Genomic DNA, 25,395 nt, shown 5'->3' with positions numbered 1-25,395 from the left:
ACTGCACAGGAGAACGTCCATGAAAGGCGTGATTCGATTGGGCGATCTGACCAGTCACGGTGGCAAGGTTGTGATCGCATCCGCCACCTCTTTGGTCAACGGCCTTGCCGTTGCACGGCAAGGTGACGCATGTGTCTGCCCCATCCCCGGGCATTCGATATGCGTGATCATTGAGGGTGACCCGTCCGTGTTGATCGGCGGGGTTCCGGTTGCCTTTCACGGCCACAGGACGTCATGCGGTGCAAGCCTTATCTCTTCCGCCTTCACCTCGGGAACACCGTAAATCACGCGTATGGGAGAGTGCCGGGTAAAGACGGCCCGGCGATCCAGCCGCCTTAGCCCCCGCCGGCGTACCCGTTCTGGCGCCACGCCTCGTAGACGACGACGGCCACCGTGTTCGACAGGTTCAGGCTGCGGTTGCCCGGCATCATCGGCAGGCGAATGCGCTGGGCCGGCGGGAACGATTCGCGCAAGGCCGGGTCCAGGCCGCGCGATTCGGCGCCGAACACGAATACGTCGCCCGGGCGGAACGCGGCATCCGCGAACGGCGACGAACCGTGCGTCGTCATCGCGAACATGCGCGTGCGGTCCGGCTGTGCGTCGGCCAGGAAGGCGTCCCAGTTCTTGTGGACCTTCATCGTGGCGTAATCGTGGTAGTCGAGACCGGCGCGGCGCATCTTGGCGTCGTCCAGCGGGAAGCCGAGCGGCTCGACCAGGTGCAGCTGCGCCCCCGTGTTCGCGCACAGGCGGATGATGTTGCCCGTGTTGGGCGGGATCTCGGGTTCGACCAGTACGACGTGAAACAAAATCAATCTCCTCAATTTTGTCATTGCCTCCGCGGCAAATGACTCCCCGGGTAGGCGGGGATCCAGGTTACTTATGGGGCGGCGTGCGCGCAAATACAAGATTCGTCACGCGCGCCGCGCCGAACCGTTTAAAAGTGGCGGCCAGTTCGCCCAGCGTGTGGCCGCTCGTCATGACATCGTCGACGAGGCCGACGTGGCGGCCTTCGACGAGGTCCGGGTCCTCCACGGCGAACGCGCCACGCACATTCTTCGCCCGCACGCTCGGCGCGACGCCCGACTGCGCCGGCGTGTCGAGCGTGCGCAGCGCCAGCGCCGGATGACATGCTACCCCGAGCGCCGCCGCCAGGGGCCGCGCGATTTCCAGCGCCTGGTTGAAGCCGCGTTCGACGAGCCGGCCGGGCCCCAGCGGGACCGGGCACAGCAAATCGGGCAGCTGCAGGCCGGGGCGGGCCAGCACGGCATCGCGGATCTGGCGCGCGAACCACGGCGCGAGCGCGAGGCGGGCGCCGAATTTTAATTGAAGCACGAGCTGGTCGAGGGGAATTGCGTAATCGACGGCGGCGATCGTGGCGTCGAAGGCGGGTGGGTCGCGCAGGCAGGAGCCGCAAATGTTATCGTCGTGCTCGCGCTTATCGACGTCGTCCCCGCGCAGGCGGGGATCCAATTTTTCATGCGTCGTCGGCAGCGCGAAATTGGGCTCCCGCCTGCGCGGGAGCGACGGTTCTTGTGCCGCATGTAGCGCAAACCCCGGCATCGGGTTCGCACACTGCCCGCAACGCACCCGCCGCACCCCCGCATACGCATCCCGGCACGCAGTACATACGACGTCGTCGCTGCCGCTCCCGCACAGGGCGCACATCGACGGCATCAGCACGCGCAGCCAATGCCGCAGGGACAAATAACGGGCCGTCATCGTAAGTTCCACCCATCATGTACACTCCCGCCATTATCCCATTCACCGCAGCCCCATCATGGTTTCACCCCAAGCCCCGTCGAAGATGAGCGCCCCGATCGATCCGGTCCGCGTGCGCCAGCTGTTCGCCGACCCCGCCCGGGTCGCCCCTTCCGATTTCCTGCGGCGCGAGATCGCCACCCGCATGTTCGACCGCCTGACGCTCGTCAAGACGGCGCCGCGCCAGGTGCTCGACGCCGGCTGCGGCGCCGGCGTCGATATCGCCGAGTTGCAGAAACGCTATCCGGCTGCGCAGGTGCTCGGCCTGGACGCCGTGGCGGCCATGCTGGCGACCGCCACGGCCGCCACGTCGGCGCCGCGCTCCTTGTTGAGTCGTTTGCTGCCGGCCAAAGCCGGCATCGATCTCGTTTGCGGCGACTTCGGCAACCTGCCGTTCGGGCCGAACTCGCTCGACCTGGTCTGGTCGAACCTGGCATTGCACTGGCATCCCCAACCCGACCGCGTGTTCGCCGAGTGGCGTCGCGTGCTGCGCGTGGATGGCCTGCTGATGTTCTCGAATTTCGGTCCGGACACGTTCCGCGAACTGCGTGCCGCGTTCGCGGCGATGGACGAGACCCCGCACACGTTGCCGTTCGTCGACATGCACGACTTCGGCGACCAGCTCGTGGAAGCGGGGTTCACGACGCCCGTCATGGACATGGAACAGATCACGGTGACGTACGACACGGCCGACAAGCTGCTGGCCGACGTGCGCGCGTTCGGCGGCAACCCGCTGGCCACGCGCCGCCGCGGCCTCGTCGGCCGGGCGGCGTGGCAACGCATGCGCGACGCGCTGGAAGCGGGCCGCCGCGCGGACGGCAAGCTGGCGCTGACGTTCGAGGTCATCTACGGCCACGCGTTCCGGCCGGCACCGAAGACGACGGCCGCGGGCGAGGCGATCGTCCGCTTCCAGCCGCCCAAGCCGCGGTAAGACCCATGCATCCTGTATACGATCGCGGTAATTTTCCTTGAATAAAAATTACCGCTTTCAGTATAATCAAACACACTTTTTTCGACTGGATCAAAAAAGCGCTAAAAAATTAAGCATAAAGGCGTCAAGTCGAGGGTTGGAGCATCACCCGGGGATACAAGGCAGCGTATCGGGTATCCCCCGCAAGCAAGGTTTGAAGACATCGTTCATCGAGGATGCCAGACGGCATCCGGCTGGACGGTGTCGAGTCCCGAAGCGCCCGCCGGCGCGACGGGAAGTGGTTGCGTTTAGTTTAAAAAGGATTTCAGAACGGAAGTTGTCTTCCGTGGTTCCTCCATGGCGAGCCAGAGGAGGGCCGCTTCCGTTCTAGAAATTTCTCTTCTAAAGGTGGTTGGGGACAACATGACATATGCAAAACGATTCAAAGCGTTGATGCTCGGTCTCGCAGTAGCGGCCAGCATCCCGGCGATGGCGGCTACCGAGCCCGTCATTACCGGTCGTCCGGTGGAACATCAGCTCAACATGCAGGCGCCCGTGACGGGCATTGCGGCTTATATCTATAGCCTGCATAACTGGATGATGGTGGTCTGCCTGGTCATCTTCATCGGCGTGTTCGGCGTCATGTTCTATTCGGTGTTCAAGCACCGCAAGTCCCTCGGCCACAAACCGGCCACCTTCCACGAATCCACCACGGTCGAGATCGCCTGGACCGTCGTACCGTTCCTGATCGTCATCGGCATGGCCCTGCCGGCCACGCACGCCGTCGTGCAGATGAAGGACACGTCCAACCCGGACCTGACCATCAAGGTCACCGGCATGCAGTGGAAGTGGGGCTATGACTACCTGAAGGGCGAGGGCGAAGGCATCTCGTTCCTGTCGAACCTGGCCACGCCGCGCACGCAGGTGGGCGAGCCGGGCATCGCACCGACCGAGAAGCGCACCGAGAACTACCTGCTCGAGGTCGACAATCCCGTCGTCGTCCCGGTCGGCAAGAAGGTCCGCCTCGTGCTGACCGCCAACGACGTGATCCATTCGTGGACCATCCCCGCGTTCGCCGTCAAGCAGGATGCCATTCCCGGCTTCGTGCGCGACACGTGGTTCAAGGCCGAACAGGTGGGCACCTACCGCGGCAACTGCGTCGAGCTGTGCGGCAAGGAACACGCGTTCATGCCGATCGTCGTGAAAGTCGTCTCGGCCGAGGACTACACGGCGTGGGTGGGCGGCGAGAAGAAACGCATGGCCGCGCTGGCCGACGACCCGAACAAGGTCTGGACCATCGACGAGCTCAAGACGAAGGGCGAGAAAGTCTACGCGGCCAACTGCGTGGCCTGCCACCAGGCCAACGGCCAGGGCGTGCCGAGCGCATTCGCACCGCTGGTCGGTTCGCCCGTCGTACTCGGCCACAAGGCCGAACAGATCGCCGTGCTGCTGAATGGCAAGCACAGCGGTAAGTATCCGTCGGCAATGCCGTCGTGGAAGCAGCTGTCGGATTCCGAGATCGCTTCCGTCATCACTTATACCCGCAACAACTGGACCAACAAGGCCGACGAGAACATCGTCCAGCCTTCCGAAGTCCTGGCTGCCCGCGGCAAATAAGACAAGACAAGCAACAAGCGTTTGGATTACAGGGACCGGGCCGTCACCGCGTCACCGCACCACGGCCTTGCTGTCCCGCACGACTAGGATACTGACATGACTTCCCCTACTATCGATCACACTCATACCGGAACAAATGAGCATGGCCACGACCACGCGCACGACCATCCGGTCGGCGCGCGCCGCTGGCTCTTTGCCACCAACCACAAGGACATCGGTACGCTGTACATGTGGTTCGCGTTCATCATGCTGCTCTCGGGCGGCGTGCTGGCGCTGATGATCCGCACCGAGCTGTTCCAGCCCGGCCTGCAGTTCTTCCGCCCCGAATTCTTCAACCAGCTGACCACCATGCACGGCATCGTGATGGTGTTCGGCGCGATCATGCCGGCCTTCGTCGGCTTCGCCAACTGGATGATCCCGCTGCAGATCGGCGCATCCGACATGGCGTTCGCCCGCATGAACAACTTCTCGTTCTGGCTGCTGCCGCCGGCCGCGATCCTGCTGGCGACGTCGTTCTTCGTCCCGGGCGGCGCCACCGCCGCCGGCTGGACGCTGTACGCGCCGCTGTCGACGCAGATGGGCCCGGGCATGGACATGGCGATCTTCGCCCTGCACATCATGGGCGCCTCGTCGATCATGGGTTCCATCAACATCATCGTCACGATCCTGAACATGCGCGCGCCGGGCCTGACGCTGATGAAGATGCCGATGTTCTGCTGGACCTGGCTGATCACCGCCTACCTGCTGATCGCCGTGATGCCGGTTCTCGCGGGCGCCATCACGATGACCCTGACCGACCGTCACTTCGGCACCTCGTTCTTCAACGCGGCCGGCGGCGGCGACCCGGTCATGTACCAGCACATCTTCTGGTTCTTCGGCCACCCCGAGGTCTACATCATGATCCTGCCGGCCTTCGGCATCGTCTCGCAGATCATCCCGGCCTTCGCCCGCAAGCCGCTGTTCGGCTACGCATCGATGGTGTATGCAACCGCTTCCATCGCGATCCTGTCGTTCATCGTGTGGGCGCACCACATGTTCACCACCGGCATGCCGGTGACGAGCCAGCTGTTCTTCATGTACGCGACGATGCTGATCGCGGTGCCGACCGGCGTGAAGGTCTTTAACTGGGTGGCCACGATGTGGAAGGGCTCGATGACGTTCGAGACCCCGATGCTGTTCGCCGTCGGCTTCATCTTCGTGTTCACGATGGGCGGCTTCACGGGCCTGATCCTGGCCGTGACCCCGATCGACATCCAGGTGCAGGACACCTATTACGTCGTCGCGCACTTCCACTACGTGCTGGTCGCCGGCTCGCTGTTCGCCCTGTTCGCCGGCTTCTACTACTGGGCACCGAAGTGGACCGGCCACATGTATCCGGAACTGCGTGGCAAGATCCACTTCTGGAACTCGCTGTTCTGGTTCAACCTGACCTTCTTCCCGATGCACTTCCTGGGCCTGGCCGGCATGCCGCGCCGCTATGCCGACTACGCCGTGCAGTTCACCGATTTCAACCAGATCGTGTCGATCGGCGCGTTCGGCTTCGGCCTGTCGCAGGTGTACTTCCTGTTCTTCGTCGTGCTGCCGACCATCCGTGGCGGCAAGCCGGCCGAAGCCAAGCCGTGGGAAGGCGCCGAGGGCCTGGAGTGGACCGTGCCGAGCCCGGCGCCGTTCCACACCTTCGAAACGCCGCCGCTGGTGAAGTGAGAGCGCGATGAACGATGATCGTTCGCAGCAGATCAGGAAGAACAACCGGCGCACGGCCCTGTGGCTGGCCGGGCTCGCGCTGTTCTTCTTCGTCGTGCTGTTCGTCAAGCGCCTGTGGCTGAACTGAGGCTGTCATGCAAGCGGAAACGAATGCGGGCCGCCACGAGGACAGTGGCCGCCTGCGTCTGAACCGGACCACCCTCATCAAACTGGTGGTGGTCGCCGGCATCATGTTCGGCTTCGGCTATGCGCTGGTGCCGATCTACCGCCAGGTGTGCGAGGCGCTCGGCATCAACGTGCTCACGCAGAAGGACGGCACGGTGGCTCGGCCTGCCAACACCCAGGTCGACCTCGCGCGCACGATCACGGTGGAACTGGACGGCAACGCCCAGGGCCCGTGGCGCTTCCGCCCGACGCAGCGCAGCATCGACGTGCACCCGGGCGAGATGGCGACCGTCGTCTACGAAGTGGTGAACACACAGGACCGCACGGTGAAGGCGCAGGCCATCCCGAGCTACGCGCCGCAGTCCGCGACGCCGCATTTTAAAAAGGTCGAGTGCTTCTGCTTCAAGGAACAGATCCTGAAGCCGCACGAGGCGCGCCAGATGCCGGTCGTGTTCTTCATCGACCCGGAGCTGCCGCGCGAAGTGAAGAACATCACGCTGTCGTACACGTTCTTTGAAATCGGTGGCGCCGTGACGGCGCAAAAATAATGGCCAACGACGATCCACGCGAACCCGTAAAAACCGCGTCGTTCGGCGCCACGATGAAGGCCGTGTTCTGGTCGTTCTTCGGCGTGCGCAAGCGCCGCGACTACGAGCACGACGCGGCCAACCTGAACCCGATCCACGTGATCGTGGGCGGGCTGATCGGGGTGGCGCTGTTCATCGGCATCCTGGTGTTCGTCGTGCGCATGGTCGTCGCCAAGAGTTAAAACTATATAAGCAACACGAAAGCAGGGAAGCGCAGTACCCCGGAATTCGAAACAATGCTTGATTGAGGAGATATACATGAGTTCACCCCATACCGCGCCGTACTATTTTGTCCCCGGTCCCTCCAGGTGGCCGCTGGCAGCCGGCATCTCGATGCTGGTCACGATGGCCGGCGCGTCCGGCTGGGTCAACGGGGCCGCCTGGGGACCCGGCGTGTGCACGGCCGGCATCGTCGCGATGCTGATCGTGTTGTACAACTGGTTCGGCGACGCCATCGGCGAGTCGGAATCCGGCAAGTACGGCGAGCGCATCGACCTGTCCTACCGCTGGTCGATGAGCTGGTTCATCTTTTCCGAGGTGATGTTCTTCGGCGCCTTCTTCGGCGCGCTGTTCTACGCACGTGCGATCTCGATGCCGTGGCTGTCCGACCTCGACCACAAGGTCATCTGGCCGGATTATTCGGGCCACTGGGGCAACATCGGCCCGGCCGGTACCGTGGAGCAGTTCAGCACCATGGGCCCGTTCCCGATCCCGACCATCAACACGGCACTGCTGCTGACGTCGGGCGTGACGCTGACGATCGCCCACCACGCCCTGCGTGCCGGCCACCGTGCCCGCACTGCGCTGTTCCTGTTCGCGACGATCCTGCTGGGCGCCATCTTCATGGGCTTCCAGGCCTACGAATACCACCACGCGTACAGCGAACTGAACCTGAAGCTGACCTCGGGCATCTACGGCTCGACGTTCTTCATGCTCACGGGCTTCCACGGCTTCCACGTGACGATGGGCGCGATCATGCTGTCGGTCGTGCTGTACCGCGTGCTGCGCGGCCACTTCACGCCGGAACATCACTTCGCGTTCGAAGGTGCGGCGTGGTATTGGCACTTCGTCGACGTGGTGTGGCTGGGCCTGTACGTCGTCGTGTACTGGCTGTAGGGTGGGGCATTCAAGCCGGGGGCTTGAATGCGTGCCCACGCGTGACGTTGGCATCAGGTTGGCGTAACGCGTGGGCGGAGGCCGCCCACCCTACGCATCCATGAAGCGTCGTTCCCGCGAAAGCGCGAACGACGTTTTTAATGCAGTCCCTTCGGCTGGATCCACCCCATCTTGTACGAGAACAGCACCAACAGGAACAGCGTGATCGACAGCCCGACCCGCATCGCCAGCGCCTGCACGGTGCGGTTGCTGCGGCCCTTGTCGCGCATCAGGAAGAACAGGGCGGACGCGAGGCTGCCGATGATGAGCACGAAGGCGATGGCGACGACGGTTTTCATGGGCGGCCGGTAGAGAGTTGTTTGGGTTGTACGATCATTGTATGCGACTGCGCTTCCGTTTCAGAACCATTCCTTTCCTCGCGACGCTCGTGCTGGTCGCGGTCGGCATCCTGCTCGGTAACTGGCAGGTGCGCCGCGCCGCGGAGAAGACCGCGCTGCAGGCCCGGCTCACGCAGCGCGCTGCGTTGCCGCCGCTCGTGCTGGACGGGAAGCCGGTCGATCCCGCCGCTGTCGAATATCGCCGTGTCATGGTGACCGGGGAATTCGTCACCCACTGGCCGCTGTTCCTCGACAACCGGCCATTCGAAGGCCGTACCGGATTCGTTTTGCTGATGCCGTTTAGAATAGCGGGTGCCGACGCGGGTGCAAGCGATGTTGTCCTCGTCGCGCGCGGCTGGGTCCCGCGCGATCCGGCCGTGCACGATCGCGTACCGCAGGTGGCAACGCCAAGCGGCCGCACGACCATCGAAGGCCTGGCGATCCTGCATCCGGCGCGCGTGATGGAACTCGGCAAGGCGCCGCCGCCCCGGCCCGGCGCCATCGTCCAGAATGTCGATCCGGCGGGCTTCGCCCAGGCCAGCGGCCTGCGCACGCTGCCCGTGCTGGTCGAGCAGACGAGTGCGGACGACACCGGAGCCGCCGGGCTCATCCGCAAATGGCCTGCCCCCGCGGTCGACGTCGACCGCAACAAGGGCTATGCATTCCAGTGGTATGCGCTGGCGGCGATGGCCTTTCTATTTTTTGTGATAACAGGATTTCGAAGTGGAACCAAACAAGCTGGCTGAACCGGCAATCGACCCGAAGAGCGCCCGCAAGCGCGGCCGCTGGATGCTGTGGCTGGTGCTGCTCGTGTGCGCGTCGCCGATGATCGCGTCGTACTTCACCTATTACGTCATCAAGCCCGAAAAGCGCAACAACTACGGCACCCTGATCGACCAGCGCGCCCATCCGGTCCCCGCGATGGCGACGACCACGCTGGACGGCCGTCCGCAGGCGCTGGAACAGTTCAAGGGCAAGTGGGTCATGCTGGTGGTCGGGCCGGGGGCATGCCCGGACTCTTGCCGGAAGCAGCTGTTCGCGCTGCGCCAGCTGCGCCTGATGCAGGGGAAGGAAGCGGACCGCATCGAGCGCGTCTGGCTCATCACCGACCAGGAACCGCTGGACACGCTGATCATCCGCGAATACGACGGCACGCACATGCTGCGCGCCGACGCCGCGACGGTGAATCAATGGCTGCCGGTCGACGGCGGCACGACGCCGGCCGACCACATCTACCTGATCGACCCGCTGGGCCACCTGATGATGCGCTTCCCGAAGGATCCGCAGCTGCAGGAAGTGCGCAAGGTGTACAAGGACATCAACAAGCTGTTGAAGGCATCGGCCGTCGGGTAACGCGCAATGGAAGTCTCGAATTTCATCCTGCTGGCCCTGACCGGCATCCTGGCGGCCAGCGTGCCGCTCGCGCTCGTGTGGACGGCGACGGGCACCCACAAATACCGCAAGCTGGCGTGGGTGATCGCGTTCTTCACGTTCGACTTGATCGTGTTCGGCGGTTTTACGCGCCTGACGGATTCCGGCCTCGGCTGCCCCGACTGGCCCGGCTGCTACGGCGAAGCGAACCCGTTCCTCGCGCATGAACACATCGCCGCGGCCGAGGCGCTGATGCCCACCGGCCCGGTGACGAAAGTGAAAGCCTGGATTGAGATGATCCACCGCTTCCTCGCGATGGGCATCGGCTTCCTGATCATCGGGTTGATGGTGGCGTCGTGGCTGGAATGGCGCCGTGCGCGGGCACGCGGTGTGCGGCCCACGCATGGCCCGGCGTTGCCGACACTCCTTTTCCTGTGGGTGTGTGTGCAGGGCGCGTTCGGCGCCTGGACCGTCACCCTGAAACTGCAGCCGGTCATCGTCACGCTGCACCTGCTGTTCGGCCTGACCCTGCTGGCGCTGGCCGTGTGGCTGGCCGGACGCGAAGACAACCTGCTGGCCCCGCCGCCGGCCGTCCCGCCCACCGTGCTACGCAAGCTGCGTCCGCTGGCCTGGCTGTCGGGCGCCGTGCTGCTTGTCCAATTGGCATTGGGCGGGTGGGTGAGTACCAATTACGCGACACTCGCATGCAGCGATTTCCCGCTTTGTAATGGACAAATTGTCCCAGAGATGGATTGGCAACATGGCTTCACCTTGTGGCGCGAGCTGGGCAAGACGGCGGCCGGGCATTACCTGCCGTTTTCCGCGCTGACGGCGATCCACTGGGTGCACCGCAACTTCGCGCTCGTCGTCGTCCTCGTACTGGGCTATACGGCGTGGCGCGCGTGGCGTTTGCCGGGCCTGCACGGGACGGCGCGCAACCTCGCGCTGGTGCTTGTCGCCCAGGCAACGACCGGCATCGCGACGGTGTTCCTGAACTTCCCGTTGCCGATTGCCGTGCTCCACAACGCGGGGGCGGCTGGCCTCGTCCTTCTGGTGACCATGTTAAACTACAAGGTACAGTATCAACTCGAGCTGGCGCTGCGCAGTCCACGACGTGAGGCGGCGACGTCCGCGAGCCACCCATGATTACGCAAACCGCCATCCACAAACCGCCCAGCCGCGTCGCCCAGTACTGGGCGCTGACCAAGCCGCGCGTCACGCAACTGGCCGTCTTCTGCGCCGTGATCGGCATGTTCCTCGCCACCGACGGTTTTCCGGGCTGGCACGTGCTCGTCTGGGGCACGATCGGCATCTGGCTGCTGGCCGGCGCCGCGTTCGCCGTCAACTGCCTGATCGAGGCGGAAGTCGATGCCCGCATGGCCCGCACGGCGCGCCGCGCCACCGCGATGGGCGAGCTGTCGACCACGCAGGTCCTGATCTTTTCCGCGATCATCGGCGGTGCCGGCATGGGCATCCTGTACACGATGATCAATCCGCTGACGATGTGGCTGACGTTCGTCACCTTCGTCGGCTATGCGCTGATCTACACGGTCCTGCTGAAACCGAACACGCCGCAGAACATCGTCATCGGCGGCCTGTCGGGCGCGATGCCGCCGGCCCTCGGCTGGGCCGCCGTCGCGAATACCGTGCCGATGGAAGCCTGGCTGCTCGTATTGATCATCTTCGTCTGGACCCCGCCTCACTTCTGGGCCCTGGCGATGTACCGCCGCGACGACTACGTGCGTTCCGGCCTGCCGATGCTGCCCGTCACGCACGGCATGCAGTACACGGGCCAGCAGGTGTGGCTGTACTCCGTCGCGCTGGCGGCCTGCACGCTGTTCCCGTTCGCCGTCGGCATGAGCGGCGTCGTGTACCTGGCGGCGGCCATCGTGCTGAACGCGATCTTCCTGCGCCATGGCTGGATGATCCACAAGCACTACAGCGACCAGGTCGCGCGCAAGGCCTTCGCCTGGTCCATCGTCTACCTGTCGCTGCTGTTCGCGGCGCTGCTCGTCGACCACTACGTCAAACAATACCTCTAGAACCGATGATGAAAAAACTGCTGCCCGTCCTCGTCGCCGCCTGCGCGCTGACCGTCTCCCTCGCCGCATGCGACAAGCTGCCGGGCAAGCAGAAGGAATCGTTCCAGAACACCGACGTCACCGGCCTCGATTACGCGAAAGGCTTCGCGCTGACCGACCACACCGGCAAGCCGCGCACCCTGGCCGACTTCAAGGGCAAGGCCGTCGTCGTCTTCTTCGGCTACACGCAATGCCCGGACGTCTGCCCGACCACGATGGCGGAGATGGCCGCCGTGATGCAGAAACTGGGTCCGCTGGCCGACCAGGTGCAGGTGCTGTTCGTCACCCTCGACCCCGAGCGCGACACGCAGGAACTGCTGGCCAACTACGTGCCCGCGTTCGACAAGCGCTTCCTCGGCCTGCGCGGCACGCCCGAGCAGACGGCGAAGACCGCCAAGGAATTCAAGGTGTTCTACTCGAAGGTGCCGGGCACGGACCCGGGCAGCTACACGATCGACCACACGGCCGGCAGCTACGTCTTCGACCGCGCCGGCCGCCTGCGCCTGTTCATCCGCCACGGCCAGGGCCCCGATCCTATCGTGCACGACCTCCGTCAGTTATTATCCTGACAATCGCAGGGGCGTCGAAAAACCTGCTGCGCGTTGCAGATTCAGCCTGCGATGCTCGCTGTACTCTCGTACAGCTGCGCTTCTCGGCCGAATCTGCTGCCGCTCGCTACGGTTTTTCGAGGCCCCTGAAAACCTTCGGATATCAGGCTGAATGGACAAACGACCAGGTAGAAACTACACGCGTGCCGCCGTCGTCATCCTGCTGACGCTCGGCTGCCTCTACGTCCTGCAACCCTTCCTGGCCGCGATCCTGTTCGCGGCCGCCGTCGTCATCTCGTCCTGGCCCCTGTACCAGCGCCTGCTGCTGCGCCTGCGCGGCCGGCGCACGCTCACTGCGCTGACGATGACGCTCTCCCTCACGCTGCTCGTGATCATCCCGCTGGCGCTCGTCGCGTACAACCTCGCGGACAACGTCGCGTCGTCGTTCGACCAGATCCGCGCCGCTTTGAACCAGGGCGAGCTGCTGCCGCCCAAGTGGATCCGCGACATCCCGCTCGTCGGCGACCAGCTCGACAACTACCTGCGCCAGCTCGTCGCCAGCCGTGACCGCATGATGGAACTCGCGCGGCGCATGGTCGAACCGGCACGCCACGCGCTGCTGTCCGGCGGGATAATGCTGGGGGCGGGCGTCGCGCAGATGAGCCTCGCGGCATTCGTCAGCTTCTTTTTCTATCGCGACGGCGAAGCGCTGATGGCCGTCATCAGGGCCGCCATGCACCGCATCATGGACGAGGAGGCGGAATCGGTCGCGGAGACCGTCAGCCAGACCGTGCGCGGCGTGATGTACGGCCTGCTCGGCACGGCGCTGGCGCAGGCGCTCGTCGCCGCGCTGGGCTTCTTCATCGCGGGCGTGCCCGCGGTGCCGCTGCTGTCCGTGCTCGTGTTCGTGTCGTCGCTGATTCCCGTCGGGCCGCCGATCGTGTGGGGCGGGGCGGCCATCTGGCTGTTCGCGCAGGGCGAGACGGGATGGGCCATCTTCATGCTCGTGTGGGGCTTCTTCCTGATCAGCGGCGTCGACAACGTCGTGCGCCCGATGCTGATCAGCCGCGGCTCCAGCCTGCCGTTCCTGCTGACCTTGTTGGGCGTGCTGGGCGGCGTGATCGCGTTCGGCTTCGTCGGCATGTTCATCGGCCCCACGCTGCTTGCGGTGGGCTATTCGCTGATGAGCGGGTGGACCCATACGAAGGATCCGATCGTCAGGCAGAACGGCAACGGCGTCTGATCCAAATCGGAACTCGCGACCGGCAGAAGTTATTTTTCGATAGATTTCATTATTAACCTTATTGATTAATGGACTATTAACTCTCACTTCGTACTTACATAATTGTTTCCATCATAAAGCCGTTGAACCCGCTCGCGGGCGGCGATGAGAGCAGGCAGGGGCCTTCTCGTAAAAAAGTGGAGACAACGATGCAATTGAAAAAATCGCTGGCGGTGGCCTTGGGCCTGCTGTTCTCGCTGGGCGCGCACGCCGAAACTTATCGCTGGGACAACGTTGCAATGGGCAGCGGTGGTTTTGTCAGCGGAATCATCCCAAGTAAACTCGAGCGCGGCGTGATCTACGCCCGCACCGACGTGGGCGGTTCCTACCGTTGGGATGCCCATGACGAACGCTGGGTCGCGCTGACGGACTGGATCAGCGAAAGCGATACCGGCCTGATGGGCGTCGAGTCGATCGCGGTCGACCCGCGCAACCCGGGCACCGTCTACATGCTGGCCGGCACCAGCTACTTCAGCAACGGCAAGACCGTGATCATGCGCTCCACCGACTACGGCCAGCATTTCGACCTGGTCGACGTGACGGCCCAGTTCAAGGCCCACGGCAATGGCATGGGCCGCTCGAACGGCGAACGACTGCAGGTCGACCCGGGCTCGAGCAACGTCCTGTTCGTCGGTACGCGCGACAACGGCCTGTTCAAGAGCGTCGATTCAGGCGCGACCTGGACTCACGTGAACGGGCTGAACGTGGCCTCGACGCCCAACGGCAACGGCATCAGCTTCGTGCTGCTCGATCCGACCAGCGTCAGCGGCGGGACGGCCAAGCGCATTTTCGTCGGCGTATCGCGTTACGGCTCGGTCGGACCGAACCTGTACATGAGCAAGGACGGCGGCATCACCTTCGCCCCGGTCGCGGGTGCGCCGGCGAACCTGATGCCGCAGCGCGCGGCATTGACGAACAAGGGCCGCCTGTACCTGACCTACGCCAACGGCGCCGGACCGCACGGCCAGAGCGACAGCGAACCGATGACCACGGGCCAGGTCTGGGAATACAACATGGTCGGCGGCGCCTGGACCAACATCACGCCGGCCGGCATGACCAATGCGTTCGCCGGCATCAGTGTTGACCCGAGCAATCCGAAGCACCTGATCGCGTCGACCACCAACATGTACTGGCTGCAACACAGGAACCCGGACGGGTACGGCGACCACATCTTCACGTCCTACGACGCCGGCCGTTCCTGGGTCGACCTGATGCAACGCGGCATGGAGATCGACCCGAATGGCATCGACTGGGTCAAGGAATCGTCGATCCACTGGGCCGGCGACGTCGAGTTCGACCCGTTCGATCCGAAGACCGCGTGGGTGATCTCGGGTAACGGCGTGTTCAGGACCACCGATCTCGACGCGACGACGAGCGTCTGGAAGTTCGACGTGAAAGGCATGGAAGAAACCGGTTCGTTCGCCGCCGAGGCCATCCCGGGCGGCCCGTTCGTGTCCGTCATCGGCGACTACGACGGCTTCACCCAGCCCGATCCGTCCCAGTACGCGCTGCGCCATTCGCCGGGCGTCGGCACGACGACCGGCCTGGCCGTGGCGCCGCAGGCGACGCACGTGATGGCGCGGGTCGGCTCGAACGCCATGTATATCTCGACCAATACGGGCGCGAGCTGGCAAAAGGCGCCGACCATGAACGGCAAGTTCGGCAACCTGGCGCTGTCGGCCGACGGCGCCGTGCTGCTGCACAGCCCGCAAGGTTCGCCCACCACGTATCGCTCGACCGACTTCGGCGCCAACTGGACGCCGGTGGCCGGCCTGTCCGTGAAGGACGCCTATCCGGTCGCCGACCGGGTCAACCCGGCCAAGTTCTACGTCTACGACATTAGCACGGGCAAGATGCTGGTCAGCACCGACGGCGGCGTGTCGTTCGACGCCAAGGCCACCCTGCCGGCCGGCGGTAACAGCCTCGTGCGCGCCACGCCCGGCATCGAGGGCGACGTGTGGGCCTGCGTGGGTTCGAAGGGCATCTCCCATTCGACCGATTCGGGCGCCACGTTCACCAGCGTCGGCGGGATCAGCTCCTGCGGCACCATGGGCCTGGGCAAGGAAGCGCCTGGTGCTAGCTATCCGACCCTCTACATGTGGGGTACGGTGGGCACGTCGCGCGGCCTGTTGCGCTCGATCGACAAGGGCGCCCACTGGGACCGCGTCAACGACGACGCCCATCAATACGGCGGCACGCTGGGACGCTGGGTCACCGGCGACATGAACACGTATGGCCTGGTCTACATGAGCACCAACGGCCGCGGCATCGCCTACGGCAAGATCGATCCGACCGGCGACGTGCAAGTGGTTCCGCAGGTTCCGGTCAAGCCGGCGCCCACCGCCGTGTGCAAGTACGAACTCTCCAGCACCTGGTGGGGCGGCGGCATGGCCACCGTCTCGATCACCAACCAGGGCACGGAGACGCTGCATGGCTGGGAGGTGTCCTGGACCTACAGCGATGGCACGTATGTGTCGGGCAGCGCGTGGAACGGGGTCGTGACGGGCACCGCACCGACGTTCACGGCGTCGGACGGCGGCGGCTGGAACAAGGACATCGCGCCGGGCGGCACGGCCTCGCTCGGCTTCGTCATCGCGGGCCAGGACGCGCTGAACGCGAATGTCCCGCAAGTGACCGGCGACATCTGCAAATAACGAACCCCGATACAGCAAAGGTATTCCCATGAAAAAGACTCTGTTCGCATTGATCGCCAGCGCCAGCCTGATGCTGGCCGGCGCCGCCAACGCCGGTATCGTCGGTTTCGAGGACGTGGCCACGGACGGCGACTTCGCCGGCCTGGCCGATCTCAATCCGTATGCCGGCCTGACCTTCAGCGACGACTGGTATGCCGGCGACACCGGCATCGACGGCTACGGCAACGGCGCCCACGGCGGCACGCATTTCGCCGTGAACGGCTTCGGCTCCGACGGCGCCACCATCGGCAGCGCCACGCCGTTCAACTTTGCCGGCGCGTGGTTCGCGGCGCCGATGGGCGCCGCGGACAAGGCGTCGTGGATCGCCATCTCCGCCTATGACGCCCTCAATCACCTCATCGGCACGACCGGTCCGGTCGCGATCGGCAGCAGCTACACGTGGGCGGCCGCGGCATTCGACAACGTGTCGTCGCTGACCATCACGCGCGATACCGGCTGGTTCGTCATGGACGACTTCACCACCGCCGCTTCCGTTCCCCCCAGCGGCACGGTGCCCGAGCCGGCTAGCCCGCTGGTGCTCGGCCTGGGCGCGTTCGCCCTGATCCTGGGCCGCGCGCGCCGCCGCAAGGCGCCTGGCGCGGCGGCGTGAAGTAAATCGTCAGGCCGGCTGGGCGCGTTCTGTTCCGCCGAGTCTCGCCCACGCGAGGCTCGACATGACGGTAGCATTGCCATGGAAGCCGACGATGTCCGCCCTGCAGTTCCAGCATGGCGGGCTCTCCACGGTGGCGATGATGCCACTGTAGACCTGCCCTGATCAGCGCACGCCGGCCGTGCGATGGAATGCGTTGTCGGCGGTATGAGCGGTGGTCAGGCGCGCGCGCAGCCGCATGAACGGCGTCTCCACGCAGCGGTACAGCACCCAACCGCCGGCGCAGCCCGCGCCCATGACGGCGACGACGGTGAGCGGTGCGCCCGCATCGATGTGCAGGCGCTCGATGTGCGGCCGCAGCGCCATGAACACGGGCTTGTGCACGAGGTACACGGCGTACGACCACAGCGCCAGTTGCGACGCGCCGGGAATGTCGATGCGATTCAGGATGCACGCCGGGGACAGCGCCGCGCACGTCATCAGCGCGCAGCCGATCGCAAGCAGCGAGAACCCGAACGTCGACGTCAAGGCTGTCGTTGGCCAGTCGAGGTGGATGCAGGTCAGGATGCCGACGCCCAGCGCGAGGCCCGCCGCGCACAGCGCGTTCGCGTGGCGCAGAAGGCGAGTGAATGCGTGCGGATGGAACTTGCGCAGCAGGGCGATGGCGACGCCGGGCAGCAGTTCGTCGGCGCGGCATAAGCTCGAATAATAGACCTCGGCCATGAACGCATCGTGCCCGTGCAGCGCATACGCCGCGGCGCGCGTGGCCATGCCCGCGACGATGCCGCCCACGAGCAGGCCCCACGCGAACCGCACGGGAAAGCCGATGCGCGCGAGGGCCAGCACGACGAGGGGCAGCAGCACATAAAACTGCTCCTCGATGCACAGCGACCAGGAGTGTGTAAACGTCTGGCCGTAGGCGAGCCCGAAGTTCTGCGTGAACGTCAGGAAGCGCCACGGGTCCGCCATGCTGGAACCGCCGAGCGGCGCGCCGGGAAACAACCAGAGGATTAGAAAATAAGCGGCGAGCACGACGTAGTAATTGGGCAGCGTCCGCAGCAGGCGCCTCATGAAGAAGGTCTTCAGCGACAGGGATTCCCCGCGCGCGGCCGGGGCCAGCAGCTGGTTACCGATCAGGTAGCCGCTCAGCACGAAGAACAGGTCGACGCCGGCCCAGCCGACCTGGCCGACGACGCCGAACGTGGGCGCGTGGCTGACGAAACCCATGTAGTGGCTCATCAGGACGAGCAGGATGGCGGCGGCGCGCAGCAGGTCGAGGCCGCGCAGGCGGGCAGTGAAGGCAGATTGGATCATGGATGCGCAAGAAGGGTCAGCGCCTGCGTCAGCGCAGGCATGTACGTTCGGCTCGCGCGCAGCAAAGTGCCGTCGCGCAGGCGCAGCATGGCGTCGCGGTTCGTCAGCGCACGCAGTTCGGCGACGACGTCCAGGCGCACGATGCTGGACCGGTGCACGCGCTGGAACCGGGCCGGATCGAGGCGCCGGGCCAGTTCCTGCAGCGGTTCGCGCACGAGGTAGGTCTTGCCGCCCGCGTGCAGCGTGGCGTAGTCGCCGTCGGCCTCGATGCGCTCGACGTCGGCCGCGTCGACGAGCACCGTGCGGGTACCCACGCGCACCGTGAAGTTGCGCGTCCATGCGGGCGTTGGCGCGGGACGCATGTGCGTCATGGCCGTGCGGGCGCGGTCCAGTGCTTCGTCCAGGCGGTCGTCGTCGACGGGTTTCAACAGGTAGTCGAGGGCGGCCAGGTCGAAGGCGCGCACGGCGAAGGTGTCGTGGGCCGTGAGCAGGATCGCCAGCGGCCGCGCGGCGCGGGGCAGGGCGGCGAGCATGTCGAGGCCGTTCTTGCCGGGCATCTCGACGTCGACGAACACCAGGTCGGGCCGGATGGCCGCGAGGCCGGCGGCGGCCGTGTCGCCATCGCCGTATTCCGCCACCAGTGCCAGGTCCGCGTGGCGCGCCAGTCGCGCCTTCACGGCGAGCCGGGCCAGCGGTTCGTCGTCGACGATCGCCACGCGCATCATGCCGCCACCCCAGTGCTCACCCTGAGGGGCAACGTCAGCGACACGTGGAAGCGGCCGTCGCGCCAGCCCGCGTCGACCCGCTGGGCATCGCCGTACAAATGGCGCAGGCGGTTCGCGACGTTGGCGAGGCCGATGCCGCCGCCGCCTTGCGTCGGCTGGGCGCCGTCGTTGCGCACGTCCACGCACAGGCGGTCGTCCGCGCGGTCGACGTGGATGTCGATGCGGCCCGGCGCGGCGAGCGGCGCGATGCCGTGGCGCACGGCATTCTCGACGAGCGGCTGCAGCATCAAATGGGGCACGGCGGCATCGAGCAGGTCGGGCCCCGCATGCATCGCCAGTTGCAGGCGCTCGCCGAGGCGCGCTTTTTCGATGTCGAGATAGGCTTCCGTCAGCGCCAGTTCTTCGGCCAGTGTGTGCTCGTGGCGGCCGTCGTGCGCCAGCGTGGCGCGGAGAAAATCGGACACGCGGGCGAGCATGCGGTTCGCGTCGCGGTTCGCGCCGGCCGCGACGAGGGCCGACACCGCGTTCAGCGTGTTGAACAGGAAGTGCGGATTGACCTGCAGACGCAGCGCGCGCAGTTCGGCGTCGCGCGCATCCGCGAGCGCCTGCGCGAGGCGCAGCCGAGTGCGTTGCAGCGACAGGTAGTACACGGCCACCGCATGCATCGCGCAGAACGCGACCAGCGCGAGCCAGCAGCCGTCCAGGCCGCGCAGGAGGTCGTCCCAGTGGTAGCCCGTCTCCAGCCCGAGCGCGATCGACAGCCACTGGCCCAGCAGCGAGTTCGCGACCGCCATCGCATACGACGCCGCGAGCAGGACGAGCGTCATCGCCCACCACGCGCGGCCCTGGCGCCACAGCGCGCGCTGCAGCAGGACCAGCGGCACGGTCCAGACGGCGCACGCGACGAAGAACAGCGTGCGAAACATGGGCGCGTAACCATGGCCCAGCGCGGGCAGGCCGAGGATCACCATGCAGGTGAATACCGGCAGGGCGGCGAGGACGGGGACGAGCAGGGGCGTGTCTTCTTTCACGGCGGCGTGGCGTGTGGACGGATCGGCCATTCTAGCCCGCGTCACTGGTGGACGGAATACAGCATCGCGACAATTTTCCAGCCATCGTCCGTGCGCATGAGTTGCCACGTTTCGCTGCCGCGGTTCGTCACCTTGCCGTCGGCGAGGAAGTCGAAATCGAACCACACGGAAGCGACGGTGCCGTTCGTGCGGACGCGCACGTCGTAGAAGCGCTCCTCGATCGGTCTGGCGCTGTGCGAGACGAATTCGGCGAACTCCTGCCATGTGGATGGCTCCAGGCGCCGCGCGGCCGGATTGCGCGCCTTGGCCGCCGCATACGTCGGTTCGTCCAGCACGGACCACCAACTGCCGCCTTCCTGCACGAACAGCGACCCGAGCGTCTTGCCGTCGCGCGCGACGATGGCGGTCTGGAATTGCTGCACGAGCTGGCGGATGGCCGCGTCTTCGGCATTGGCCGCGTGCGCCGGACCGGCGAGGCAGAGGGCGAGGAAGAGAGAAAACATGGCGCGCATGGCGGCTCCCGATATGGAAAGACACCACGATAGGCGTGTCCGCGCGCGCGGGCCAGCACGCTGCGCCGGACCGTGCGCGCCGTGCGGCGAACCGGTAGCGGCTCAGCGCAGCAGCGCGGCCAGCGCGGCGCACGCGGCCTGCGCGCGCTCGGGCGGCACGTTCGTCACGCCCAGCAGCAGGCCGCCGGGCGCATCGTCTTCTTGCGCGCGCCACCACGACAGGGCGGACGGCGCGAGGCCCACCGTGCGCGCCCGCGCCGCCAGCGCGGCATCGTCGACGCCATCCGCCAGCGGCAGCAGCACGGACAGGCCGGCCTCGGCATGCGCCAGGCCGAGATCGCGCAGGCAGGCGCACAGCGCGGCACGGCGCTCGGCGTACACGCGCTTCATGTGGCGCAGGTGGCGCAGGTAGTGGCCGTCGCGCAGGAATTCCTCGATGGCGAACTGGATCGCGGGTGCCGGCGCCGCCGCGGCGACATCGGCCACGTCGGCAACCGCGGGCGCCAGCGCGGGCGGCACGACGAGGAAGGCGACGCGCAGCGCCGGGGCGATCGTCTTGCTGAAGGTCCCGATGTGCAGCACGCGGCCTGCATGGTCGCGCGCGGCGAGCGCCGGCGTGGCGCGGGCTTGCAGCTGCAGCTCGCCCAGGTAGTCGTCCTCGACGATCCACGCGCCGGCATGCGCGGCCCAGTCGAGCAGCGCATGCCGGCGCGCCAGCGACAGGGTCATGCCCAACGGCGCCTGCTGGCCCGGCGTGACGACCGCCAGTGCCGCCTTCGGAGAGGATGCGATGCCCGCCGCTACGTCGAGTCCCTCCGCATCGACGGGCACCGGAGACGGCGTCACGCCATGTTGCGCGAGCACGGTACGCGCCGACGCGTAGCCGGGATCCTCGACCCACGCGGTGCGTCCTTCCAGGCGCAGCGCGCGCAGGGCGAGGCCGAGCGCGGCGGCATGGCCGTTCGCGACGAACACCTGCGACGGGTGACACGCGATGCCGCGCGCGATGCCGAGGTAGGCCGCGATGGCGGCGCGCAGCACCGGTTCGCCGCGCGGATCGGGATACCCCAGCGGCTGCGCGGCCGCGGCGCGCGCGGCACGGCCCATGATGCGCGACCACGTCTTGAAGGGGAACACGTCCTGGCCCGGCACGCCGACCTGGAACGGGACCGGTGCGGCGAGGCGCGGCGGCGGTGTAGCCGGACGTTCGGGCGCGGTGCCCGCACGCACCGCCTGCCGCGCCACGCGCGTGCCGGCCGCGCCGGCGGTGACGATGAGCTGTTGGTCGCGCAGGCTGTCGTAGGCGGCGCGCACGGTGCCGCGCGCGACGCCCAGCTGCACGGCCAGGTCGTGCCAGGACGGCAGCCGGGCGCCGGGAGAGAGACGGCCGTCGTGGATGGCGGCACCGATCGCGGCGGCGATCTGGCCGGCGACGGGTGTGCGCGCGCCGCGGTCGATGTTGATCGAAAGGTCCATGCGGTGAATGGTACAGGGATTCATGCAATTCTTGCGTCTTTGGTCTGATCCAACTGGTGACTACGATGAAAGCCTCATCCACCGTCACCATGAAGAATCCCATGACCCTCATCCACTTCATCGCCGCCCTGGCCACCGCGCTGTTCGCCTGCGCGACCTGCGGGGCCGCGGACGACGGCGCCAGCCGCGCCGCGCACGCCGGCCAGCCGCTGATCGGCCAGCCGGCACCGGCCGCCGTCCTGCGCACGCTCGACGGCGGCACCATCGACCTCGCCACCCGCTACGGCAGGAAGCCCGTCTACCTGAAATTCTGGGCCACGTGGTGCGCGCCGTGCCTGCAGCAGATGCCGGGCTTCGAACGCATCCACCGGCAGTACGGCAAGCGCATCGACGTCATCGCCGTCAATGCGGGCTTCAGCGACACCGAGGCCGACGTGCGCGCCTACCGCGCCCGCCACGGCCTCACGATGCCGATCGCGCTCGACGACGGCACCCTGGGGCGCCGCCTGAACCTGCGCGTGACGCCGCAGCACGTGCTGATCGGTGCCGACGGCCGCATCGCGTACGTGGGCCATCTCGACGATGCGGCCCTGCATGCGGCGCTGGATCGCGCCGCGCAAGGCCGGGCCGCGGCGGCGCCGGCGCAACCGGTCGCGCTGGCGCCGCAGGCGCAGGCGGCGCGCGTGTTCCATGTCGGCGACAAGGTCGAAGGTGTCGACCTGCCCGCCGGCGCGGCCGGCAAGCCGCGCGCGCTCGTGTTCTTTGCGCCGTGGTGCGAGACGTATCTGCGCGAGACCCGTCCCGCCACCGCACAGGCCTGCCGGCGCGTGCGCGAGGACGCGACGCGCCTGATGAAACGGGGCGGCGTGGACTGGCTTGCCGTCGCCGCGCCGCTGTGGACGTCGGCCGCCGAACTGGCGACCTACGCGAAGGCGCATCCCGGCACGCCGCCGGTCGCGCTCGACCGCGACGGCGCGGCGTTCGCCGCCTTCGGCATCCGCGCCATCCCGAGCGTCGTGCTGATCGACGCGGAGGGCCGCGTGGCACGCGTGCTGGGGCCGCAGGAACGCGGCCTCGATGCGGCGCTGCGCGCGGCGAGGGGGCAATGATGAAGAAGAGCGACATTGCCTGCCTGACGGCGCTGGCCGCGCTGTGGGGCGCATCGTATCCGTTCATGCGCGTGTGCGCCGGCGAGTTCGGCGCGCTGACCTTGGCCGGTGCCCGCGCCGCCATCGCCGCCGTTCTGCTGCTGCCGCTGCTGGCCGGCGACTGGCGTGCGTTGCGCCGGCACTGGAAGCCGGTGCTGCTCGTGGGCCTGACGAATTCCGCGCTGCCGTTCGTGCTGTTCGCGCTCGCGGCGCTGGGCATCAACGCGAGCCTGTCCGCCATCTTCAACGCGGCCACGCCGCTGTACGCGGCCGTCATCGGGCGCGCGTGGCTGGGCGAGGCCATCGGCCGCACGCGCGCCGCCGGGCTGGCGCTCGGGTTCTGCGGCGTGGTGTGGCTCGTGGCGGACAACGCCGGTTTCAAGCCGGGGGCGACGGGATGGGCCGTGCCGGCATGCGTGGCGGCCACGATGCTGTACGCGTTTTCCGCCCATTTCAGCAAGCGTTATCTGGCAGCGGTGCCGCCGCTGGCCGTCGCCGGGGGCAGCCAGTTGGCCGCCGCGCTCGTGCTGGCGCCGGCAGCACTGGCCCTGCATCCGGCCGCGCTGCCGTCGCCCCGTGCGTGGGGCGCGCTGCTGTGCCTCGGCGCGCTCTGCACGGCGCTCGCGTACCTGCTGTTCTTCCGCCTGATCGCCCGCGTGGGCGCGGCGAGGACGATGGCCGTGCCGTTCCTCGTACCCGCGTTCGGCGTGTTGTGGGGCGTGCTGTTCCTCGGCGAGACTGTTACGACCGCGATGGCGGCCGGCAGCGCCCTGATCGTGCTGGGGACGGCGCTGGCGACTGGCCTGATCAACCCTGCGCGGCCGCGAGCAGCGCATCCGCTTCCGCGGCCCGGCGCGCGGCCGGACGCGAACTGACGCGATCGATATAGGCCATGATCTCGGGCAGTTCCGGCACCAGCTTGAACATCGTGGCCCAGCCGAGCGAGATGCCCCACAGGACGTCGGCGGCGCAGAAGCGTTCGCCCAGCAGGTACGGGCCCGCGCGCAGCTGGGCCGTCAACGTGGCCAGCATCGTGTCGAAGTCGCCGTACGGGCACATCATCGGCGGCGTGGGCTCGCGCTTCATCGCGAGGTCGGTAATGGCCGGCTCGAACGACGAGCCGTAGAACGCGAGCCAGCGCAGATAGGGACCACGCAGCGGATCGTCCAGCGCGGGCGCGAGACCCGCTTGCGGGAACAGGTCGGCCAGGTAGATGAAGACGGCCGGCTGCTCCGTGACGAGGGCATCGCCGTGGCGGATGGCGGGAACCTTGCCCATCGGGTTGATGGCCAGGTACGCTGGCGCGCGCTGCTCGTTCTTCTTGAGGTTCAGCACGTGCAGGTGGTAGGGCGCGCCGAGTTCTTCGAGCAGGATGCGGGCCGCGCCGGAGCGCGAATTCGGAGCGTGGAACAGGGTCAGGTTCATGGGGTCCTCGTGATGGCGGTGAGCGGACAGAGTAGGCTTGCCCGCCGCTGCCGTCTTGGAAAAACGCGAATGCTAGAATGCCCCGATGAGCCATCTTCCCACCGTCACCGACCGCGCCAAGGGCGTCGTCGCGCCGGCGCTCGCCGGCAAGATGTTCCGGCTCGGCCGCTACCTGCCGCCGCCGGATCTGGCGCCGTTCCTCGATCATTACTGGATCGTCGAGTGGGACTTGCAGGGCCGCCCGCCGCACACGCAGCGCACCTTGCCGTACCCGTGCGTGCACATCGTGTTCGACCGCGCCCGCACGGGCATCTGGGGCCTGACGACGGGCTCGTTCGATTACGAATTGAAGGACGCGGGGAAGGTCTGCGGGCTGCGTTTCCGGGCGGGCGCTTTTCGCGCGTTTCTCGGCCGGCCGCTGCACACGATCACGGACAAGGTGCTGGTGCTCGGCGACGTATTCCCGTGGGACGAGGGGACCGCGCAGAATGCGGTTTTGAATACGACGGACGATGCCGCGATGATCGAGGCGGCGGGGGCGCTGCTGCGCTCCGTACTGCCGGCACCCGATCCGCAGGTCGACCGGATCGCCGCGATCCTGCGCGCGGTGGAATCGATGCCCGGATTGACGCAGGTGGAGGCGCTGGCCGCGACGGCGGGCATGAGCGTGCGCAGCCTGCAGCAGCTGTTCAGCGAGTACGTGGGCGTGAGCCCGAAATGGGTGATCCGGCGGTTTCGGTTGCACGAGGCGGCGGATCGCCTGGCGCAAGGCGCGGACGTCGACCTGGCCGCGCTGGCGCAGGGGCTCGGGTATTTCGACCAGGCGCACTTCACGTCGGATTTCCGGCGGCTCGTGGGCAAGTCGCCGGGGCGGTATCGCGAGGAAGCGCGGCAGGCGCTCGGCGCGTGACCTGTTCAAGACGCATGGAGCAGTGTCCAGCGCCG

The 25,395-nt window shown here is 66.8% G+C and carries 28 protein-coding genes and 1 pseudogene; 19 read left to right on the top strand and 10 right to left on the bottom strand.

What is annotated here, in order from left to right; all coding sequences use genetic code 11:
- Positions 1 to 19 precede the first annotated feature (19 nt).
- On the top strand, positions 20 to 283 hold the full coding sequence (locus ACL58G_RS31085) for a PAAR domain-containing protein (RefSeq protein ID WP_413386839.1): 264 nt from the start codon (positions 20 to 22) through the stop codon (positions 281 to 283).
- 52 nt (positions 284 to 335) lie between these two features.
- Here the strand turns inward: ACL58G_RS31085 and trmL are convergent, their stop codons facing one another.
- The 3 genes and pseudogenes from trmL to ACL58G_RS31070 all read right to left on the bottom strand — a co-directional run.
- Positions 336 to 806: a tRNA (uridine(34)/cytosine(34)/5-carboxymethylaminomethyluridine(34)-2'-O)-methyltransferase TrmL gene (trmL, locus tag ACL58G_RS31080; protein WP_413386840.1), complete on the bottom strand. Its 471-nt coding sequence runs from the start codon at positions 804 to 806 to the stop codon at positions 336 to 338.
- 67 nt (positions 807 to 873) lie between these two features.
- Positions 874 to 1,470, bottom strand: coding sequence for a ComF family protein (locus ACL58G_RS31075; protein WP_440968171.1), 597 nt, complete (start codon positions 1,468 to 1,470; stop codon positions 874 to 876).
- Between the two features lie 93 nt (positions 1,471 to 1,563).
- Positions 1,564 to 1,674: pseudogene (locus ACL58G_RS31070) on the bottom strand (ComF family protein); the annotation flags it as partial.
- A 103-nt stretch (positions 1,675 to 1,777) separates the two neighbouring features.
- Between ACL58G_RS31070 and ACL58G_RS31065 the strand changes: the two are divergent.
- The 7 genes from ACL58G_RS31065 to ACL58G_RS31035 all read left to right on the top strand — a co-directional run bounded on the left by ACL58G_RS31065 (position 1,778) and on the right by ACL58G_RS31035 (position 7,857).
- Positions 1,778 to 2,689 (top strand): methyltransferase domain-containing protein, encoded by a 912-nt coding sequence (locus tag ACL58G_RS31065; protein ID WP_440964376.1) that lies wholly within the window; start codon positions 1,778 to 1,780, stop codon positions 2,687 to 2,689.
- A 402-nt stretch (positions 2,690 to 3,091) separates the two neighbouring features.
- A complete protein-coding gene (gene coxB, locus ACL58G_RS31060) occupies positions 3,092 to 4,285 on the top strand; it encodes a cytochrome c oxidase subunit II (protein ID WP_413386843.1) in 1,194 nt (397 codons plus the stop codon).
- Between the two features lie 96 nt (positions 4,286 to 4,381).
- Positions 4,382 to 5,989, top strand: coding sequence for a cytochrome c oxidase subunit I (gene ctaD / locus ACL58G_RS31055; RefSeq protein ID WP_371768734.1), 1,608 nt, complete (start codon positions 4,382 to 4,384; stop codon positions 5,987 to 5,989).
- A 7-nt stretch (positions 5,990 to 5,996) separates the two neighbouring features.
- On the top strand, positions 5,997 to 6,116 hold the full coding sequence (locus tag ACL58G_RS31050) for a cytochrome oxidase small assembly protein (protein WP_229411904.1): 120 nt from the start codon (positions 5,997 to 5,999) through the stop codon (positions 6,114 to 6,116).
- A gap of 7 nt (positions 6,117 to 6,123) precedes the next feature.
- Entirely contained in the window at positions 6,124 to 6,702 is a 579-nt protein-coding gene (locus ACL58G_RS31045; RefSeq protein WP_413386845.1) for a cytochrome c oxidase assembly protein, read from the top strand.
- A complete protein-coding gene (locus ACL58G_RS31040; RefSeq protein ID WP_413338804.1) occupies positions 6,702 to 6,923 on the top strand; it encodes a DUF2970 domain-containing protein in 222 nt (73 codons plus the stop codon). The genes ACL58G_RS31045 and ACL58G_RS31040 overlap by 1 nt, the downstream gene beginning before the upstream one ends.
- A 76-nt stretch (positions 6,924 to 6,999) precedes the next feature.
- Positions 7,000 to 7,857: a cytochrome c oxidase subunit 3 gene (locus ACL58G_RS31035; protein ID WP_413386846.1), complete on the top strand. Its 858-nt coding sequence runs from the start codon at positions 7,000 to 7,002 to the stop codon at positions 7,855 to 7,857.
- 137 nt (positions 7,858 to 7,994) lie between these two features.
- On the opposite strand, the gene ACL58G_RS31030 is transcribed toward ACL58G_RS31035, so the two are convergent.
- Complete coding sequence (locus tag ACL58G_RS31030) at positions 7,995 to 8,195, bottom strand: twin transmembrane helix small protein (RefSeq protein WP_036230020.1); 201 nt, start codon at positions 8,193 to 8,195, stop codon at positions 7,995 to 7,997.
- Positions 8,196 to 8,236: 41 nt separating this feature from the next.
- Between ACL58G_RS31030 and ACL58G_RS31025 the strand changes: the two genes are divergently transcribed.
- The 8 genes from ACL58G_RS31025 (at position 8,237) to ACL58G_RS30990 (ending at position 16,819) form a co-directional block, all read left to right on the top strand.
- Positions 8,237 to 8,980, top strand: a complete 744-nt coding sequence (locus ACL58G_RS31025) for an SURF1 family protein (protein ID WP_413338807.1) — start codon at positions 8,237 to 8,239, stop codon at positions 8,978 to 8,980.
- Positions 8,958 to 9,587, top strand: a complete 630-nt coding sequence (locus ACL58G_RS31020) for an SCO family protein (RefSeq protein WP_440964371.1) — start codon at positions 8,958 to 8,960, stop codon at positions 9,585 to 9,587. Before ACL58G_RS31025 ends, ACL58G_RS31020 begins: the two co-directional genes overlap by 23 nt.
- Before the next feature lie 6 nt (positions 9,588 to 9,593).
- On the top strand, positions 9,594 to 10,751 hold the full coding sequence (locus ACL58G_RS31015) for a COX15/CtaA family protein (protein WP_440964369.1): 1,158 nt from the start codon (positions 9,594 to 9,596) through the stop codon (positions 10,749 to 10,751).
- Entirely contained in the window at positions 10,748 to 11,647 is a 900-nt protein-coding gene (gene cyoE, locus ACL58G_RS31010; protein WP_440964367.1) for a heme o synthase, read from the top strand. Before ACL58G_RS31015 ends, cyoE begins: the two co-directional genes overlap by 4 nt.
- An 8-nt stretch (positions 11,648 to 11,655) precedes the next feature.
- The gene (locus tag ACL58G_RS31005) at positions 11,656 to 12,255 is read left to right on the top strand and encodes an SCO family protein (RefSeq protein WP_440964365.1); all 600 of its coding nucleotides are present in this window, start codon (positions 11,656 to 11,658) and stop codon (positions 12,253 to 12,255) included.
- A 151-nt stretch (positions 12,256 to 12,406) separates the two neighbouring features.
- A complete protein-coding gene (locus ACL58G_RS31000; RefSeq protein WP_413386848.1) occupies positions 12,407 to 13,477 on the top strand; it encodes an AI-2E family transporter in 1,071 nt (356 codons plus the stop codon).
- 188 nt (positions 13,478 to 13,665) lie between these two features.
- Positions 13,666 to 16,170, top strand: a complete 2,505-nt coding sequence (locus tag ACL58G_RS30995) for a cellulose binding domain-containing protein (protein WP_440964362.1) — start codon at positions 13,666 to 13,668, stop codon at positions 16,168 to 16,170.
- A 28-nt stretch (positions 16,171 to 16,198) separates the two neighbouring features.
- The gene (locus tag ACL58G_RS30990) at positions 16,199 to 16,819 is read left to right on the top strand and encodes a PEP-CTERM sorting domain-containing protein (protein ID WP_440964360.1); all 621 of its coding nucleotides are present in this window, start codon (positions 16,199 to 16,201) and stop codon (positions 16,817 to 16,819) included.
- A gap of 165 nt (positions 16,820 to 16,984) precedes the next feature.
- On the opposite strand, the gene ACL58G_RS30985 is transcribed toward ACL58G_RS30990, so the two are convergent.
- From ACL58G_RS30985 to pdxR, 5 genes are all read right to left on the bottom strand, one after another.
- Positions 16,985 to 18,133, bottom strand: a complete 1,149-nt coding sequence (locus ACL58G_RS30985; RefSeq protein WP_413386852.1) for an acyltransferase family protein — start codon at positions 18,131 to 18,133, stop codon at positions 16,985 to 16,987.
- On the bottom strand, positions 18,130 to 18,858 hold the full coding sequence (locus ACL58G_RS30980) for a LytR/AlgR family response regulator transcription factor (protein WP_440964357.1): 729 nt from the start codon (positions 18,856 to 18,858) through the stop codon (positions 18,130 to 18,132). Before ACL58G_RS30980 ends, ACL58G_RS30985 begins: the two co-directional genes overlap by 4 nt.
- The gene (locus ACL58G_RS30975) at positions 18,855 to 19,919 is read right to left on the bottom strand and encodes a sensor histidine kinase (RefSeq protein WP_440964355.1); all 1,065 of its coding nucleotides are present in this window, start codon (positions 19,917 to 19,919) and stop codon (positions 18,855 to 18,857) included. The genes ACL58G_RS30980 and ACL58G_RS30975 overlap by 4 nt, the downstream gene beginning before the upstream one ends.
- Positions 19,920 to 19,930: 11 nt before the next feature.
- Positions 19,931 to 20,401, bottom strand: coding sequence for a nuclear transport factor 2 family protein (locus ACL58G_RS30970; protein ID WP_440964353.1), 471 nt, complete (start codon positions 20,399 to 20,401; stop codon positions 19,931 to 19,933).
- A gap of 102 nt (positions 20,402 to 20,503) precedes the next feature.
- Positions 20,504 to 21,877, bottom strand: a complete 1,374-nt coding sequence (gene pdxR, locus ACL58G_RS30965; RefSeq protein WP_440964351.1) for a MocR-like pyridoxine biosynthesis transcription factor PdxR — start codon at positions 21,875 to 21,877, stop codon at positions 20,504 to 20,506.
- 65 nt (positions 21,878 to 21,942) lie between these two features.
- Between pdxR and ACL58G_RS30960 the strand changes: the two genes are divergently transcribed.
- Together ACL58G_RS30960 and ACL58G_RS30955 are read left to right on the top strand one after the other, a co-directional pair.
- Positions 21,943 to 22,986: a TlpA family protein disulfide reductase gene (locus ACL58G_RS30960; protein WP_440964349.1), complete on the top strand. Its 1,044-nt coding sequence runs from the start codon at positions 21,943 to 21,945 to the stop codon at positions 22,984 to 22,986.
- Complete coding sequence (locus ACL58G_RS30955; RefSeq protein WP_440964347.1) at positions 22,983 to 23,900, top strand: DMT family transporter; 918 nt, start codon at positions 22,983 to 22,985, stop codon at positions 23,898 to 23,900. The genes ACL58G_RS30960 and ACL58G_RS30955 overlap by 4 nt, the downstream gene beginning before the upstream one ends.
- On the opposite strand, the gene ACL58G_RS30950 is transcribed toward ACL58G_RS30955, so the two are convergent.
- Complete coding sequence (locus tag ACL58G_RS30950; RefSeq protein ID WP_440964345.1) at positions 23,833 to 24,450, bottom strand: glutathione S-transferase family protein; 618 nt, start codon at positions 24,448 to 24,450, stop codon at positions 23,833 to 23,835. The two genes, ACL58G_RS30955 and ACL58G_RS30950, sit on opposite strands and share 68 nt — an antisense overlap.
- Positions 24,451 to 24,535: 85 nt before the next feature.
- Here ACL58G_RS30950 and ACL58G_RS30945 point away from each other — a divergent pair, with 85 nt between their 5' ends.
- Entirely contained in the window at positions 24,536 to 25,360 is an 825-nt protein-coding gene (locus ACL58G_RS30945) for an AraC family transcriptional regulator (RefSeq protein WP_440964343.1), read from the top strand.
- Positions 25,361 to 25,395: the final 35 nt, after the last annotated feature.

The organism is Massilia sp. GER05 (assembly GCF_052056005.1).
Lineage (GTDB): Bacteria > Pseudomonadota > Gammaproteobacteria > Burkholderiales > Burkholderiaceae_D > Telluria > Telluria orientalis.
This window is presented reverse-complemented; position numbering and strand designations above follow the sequence as displayed.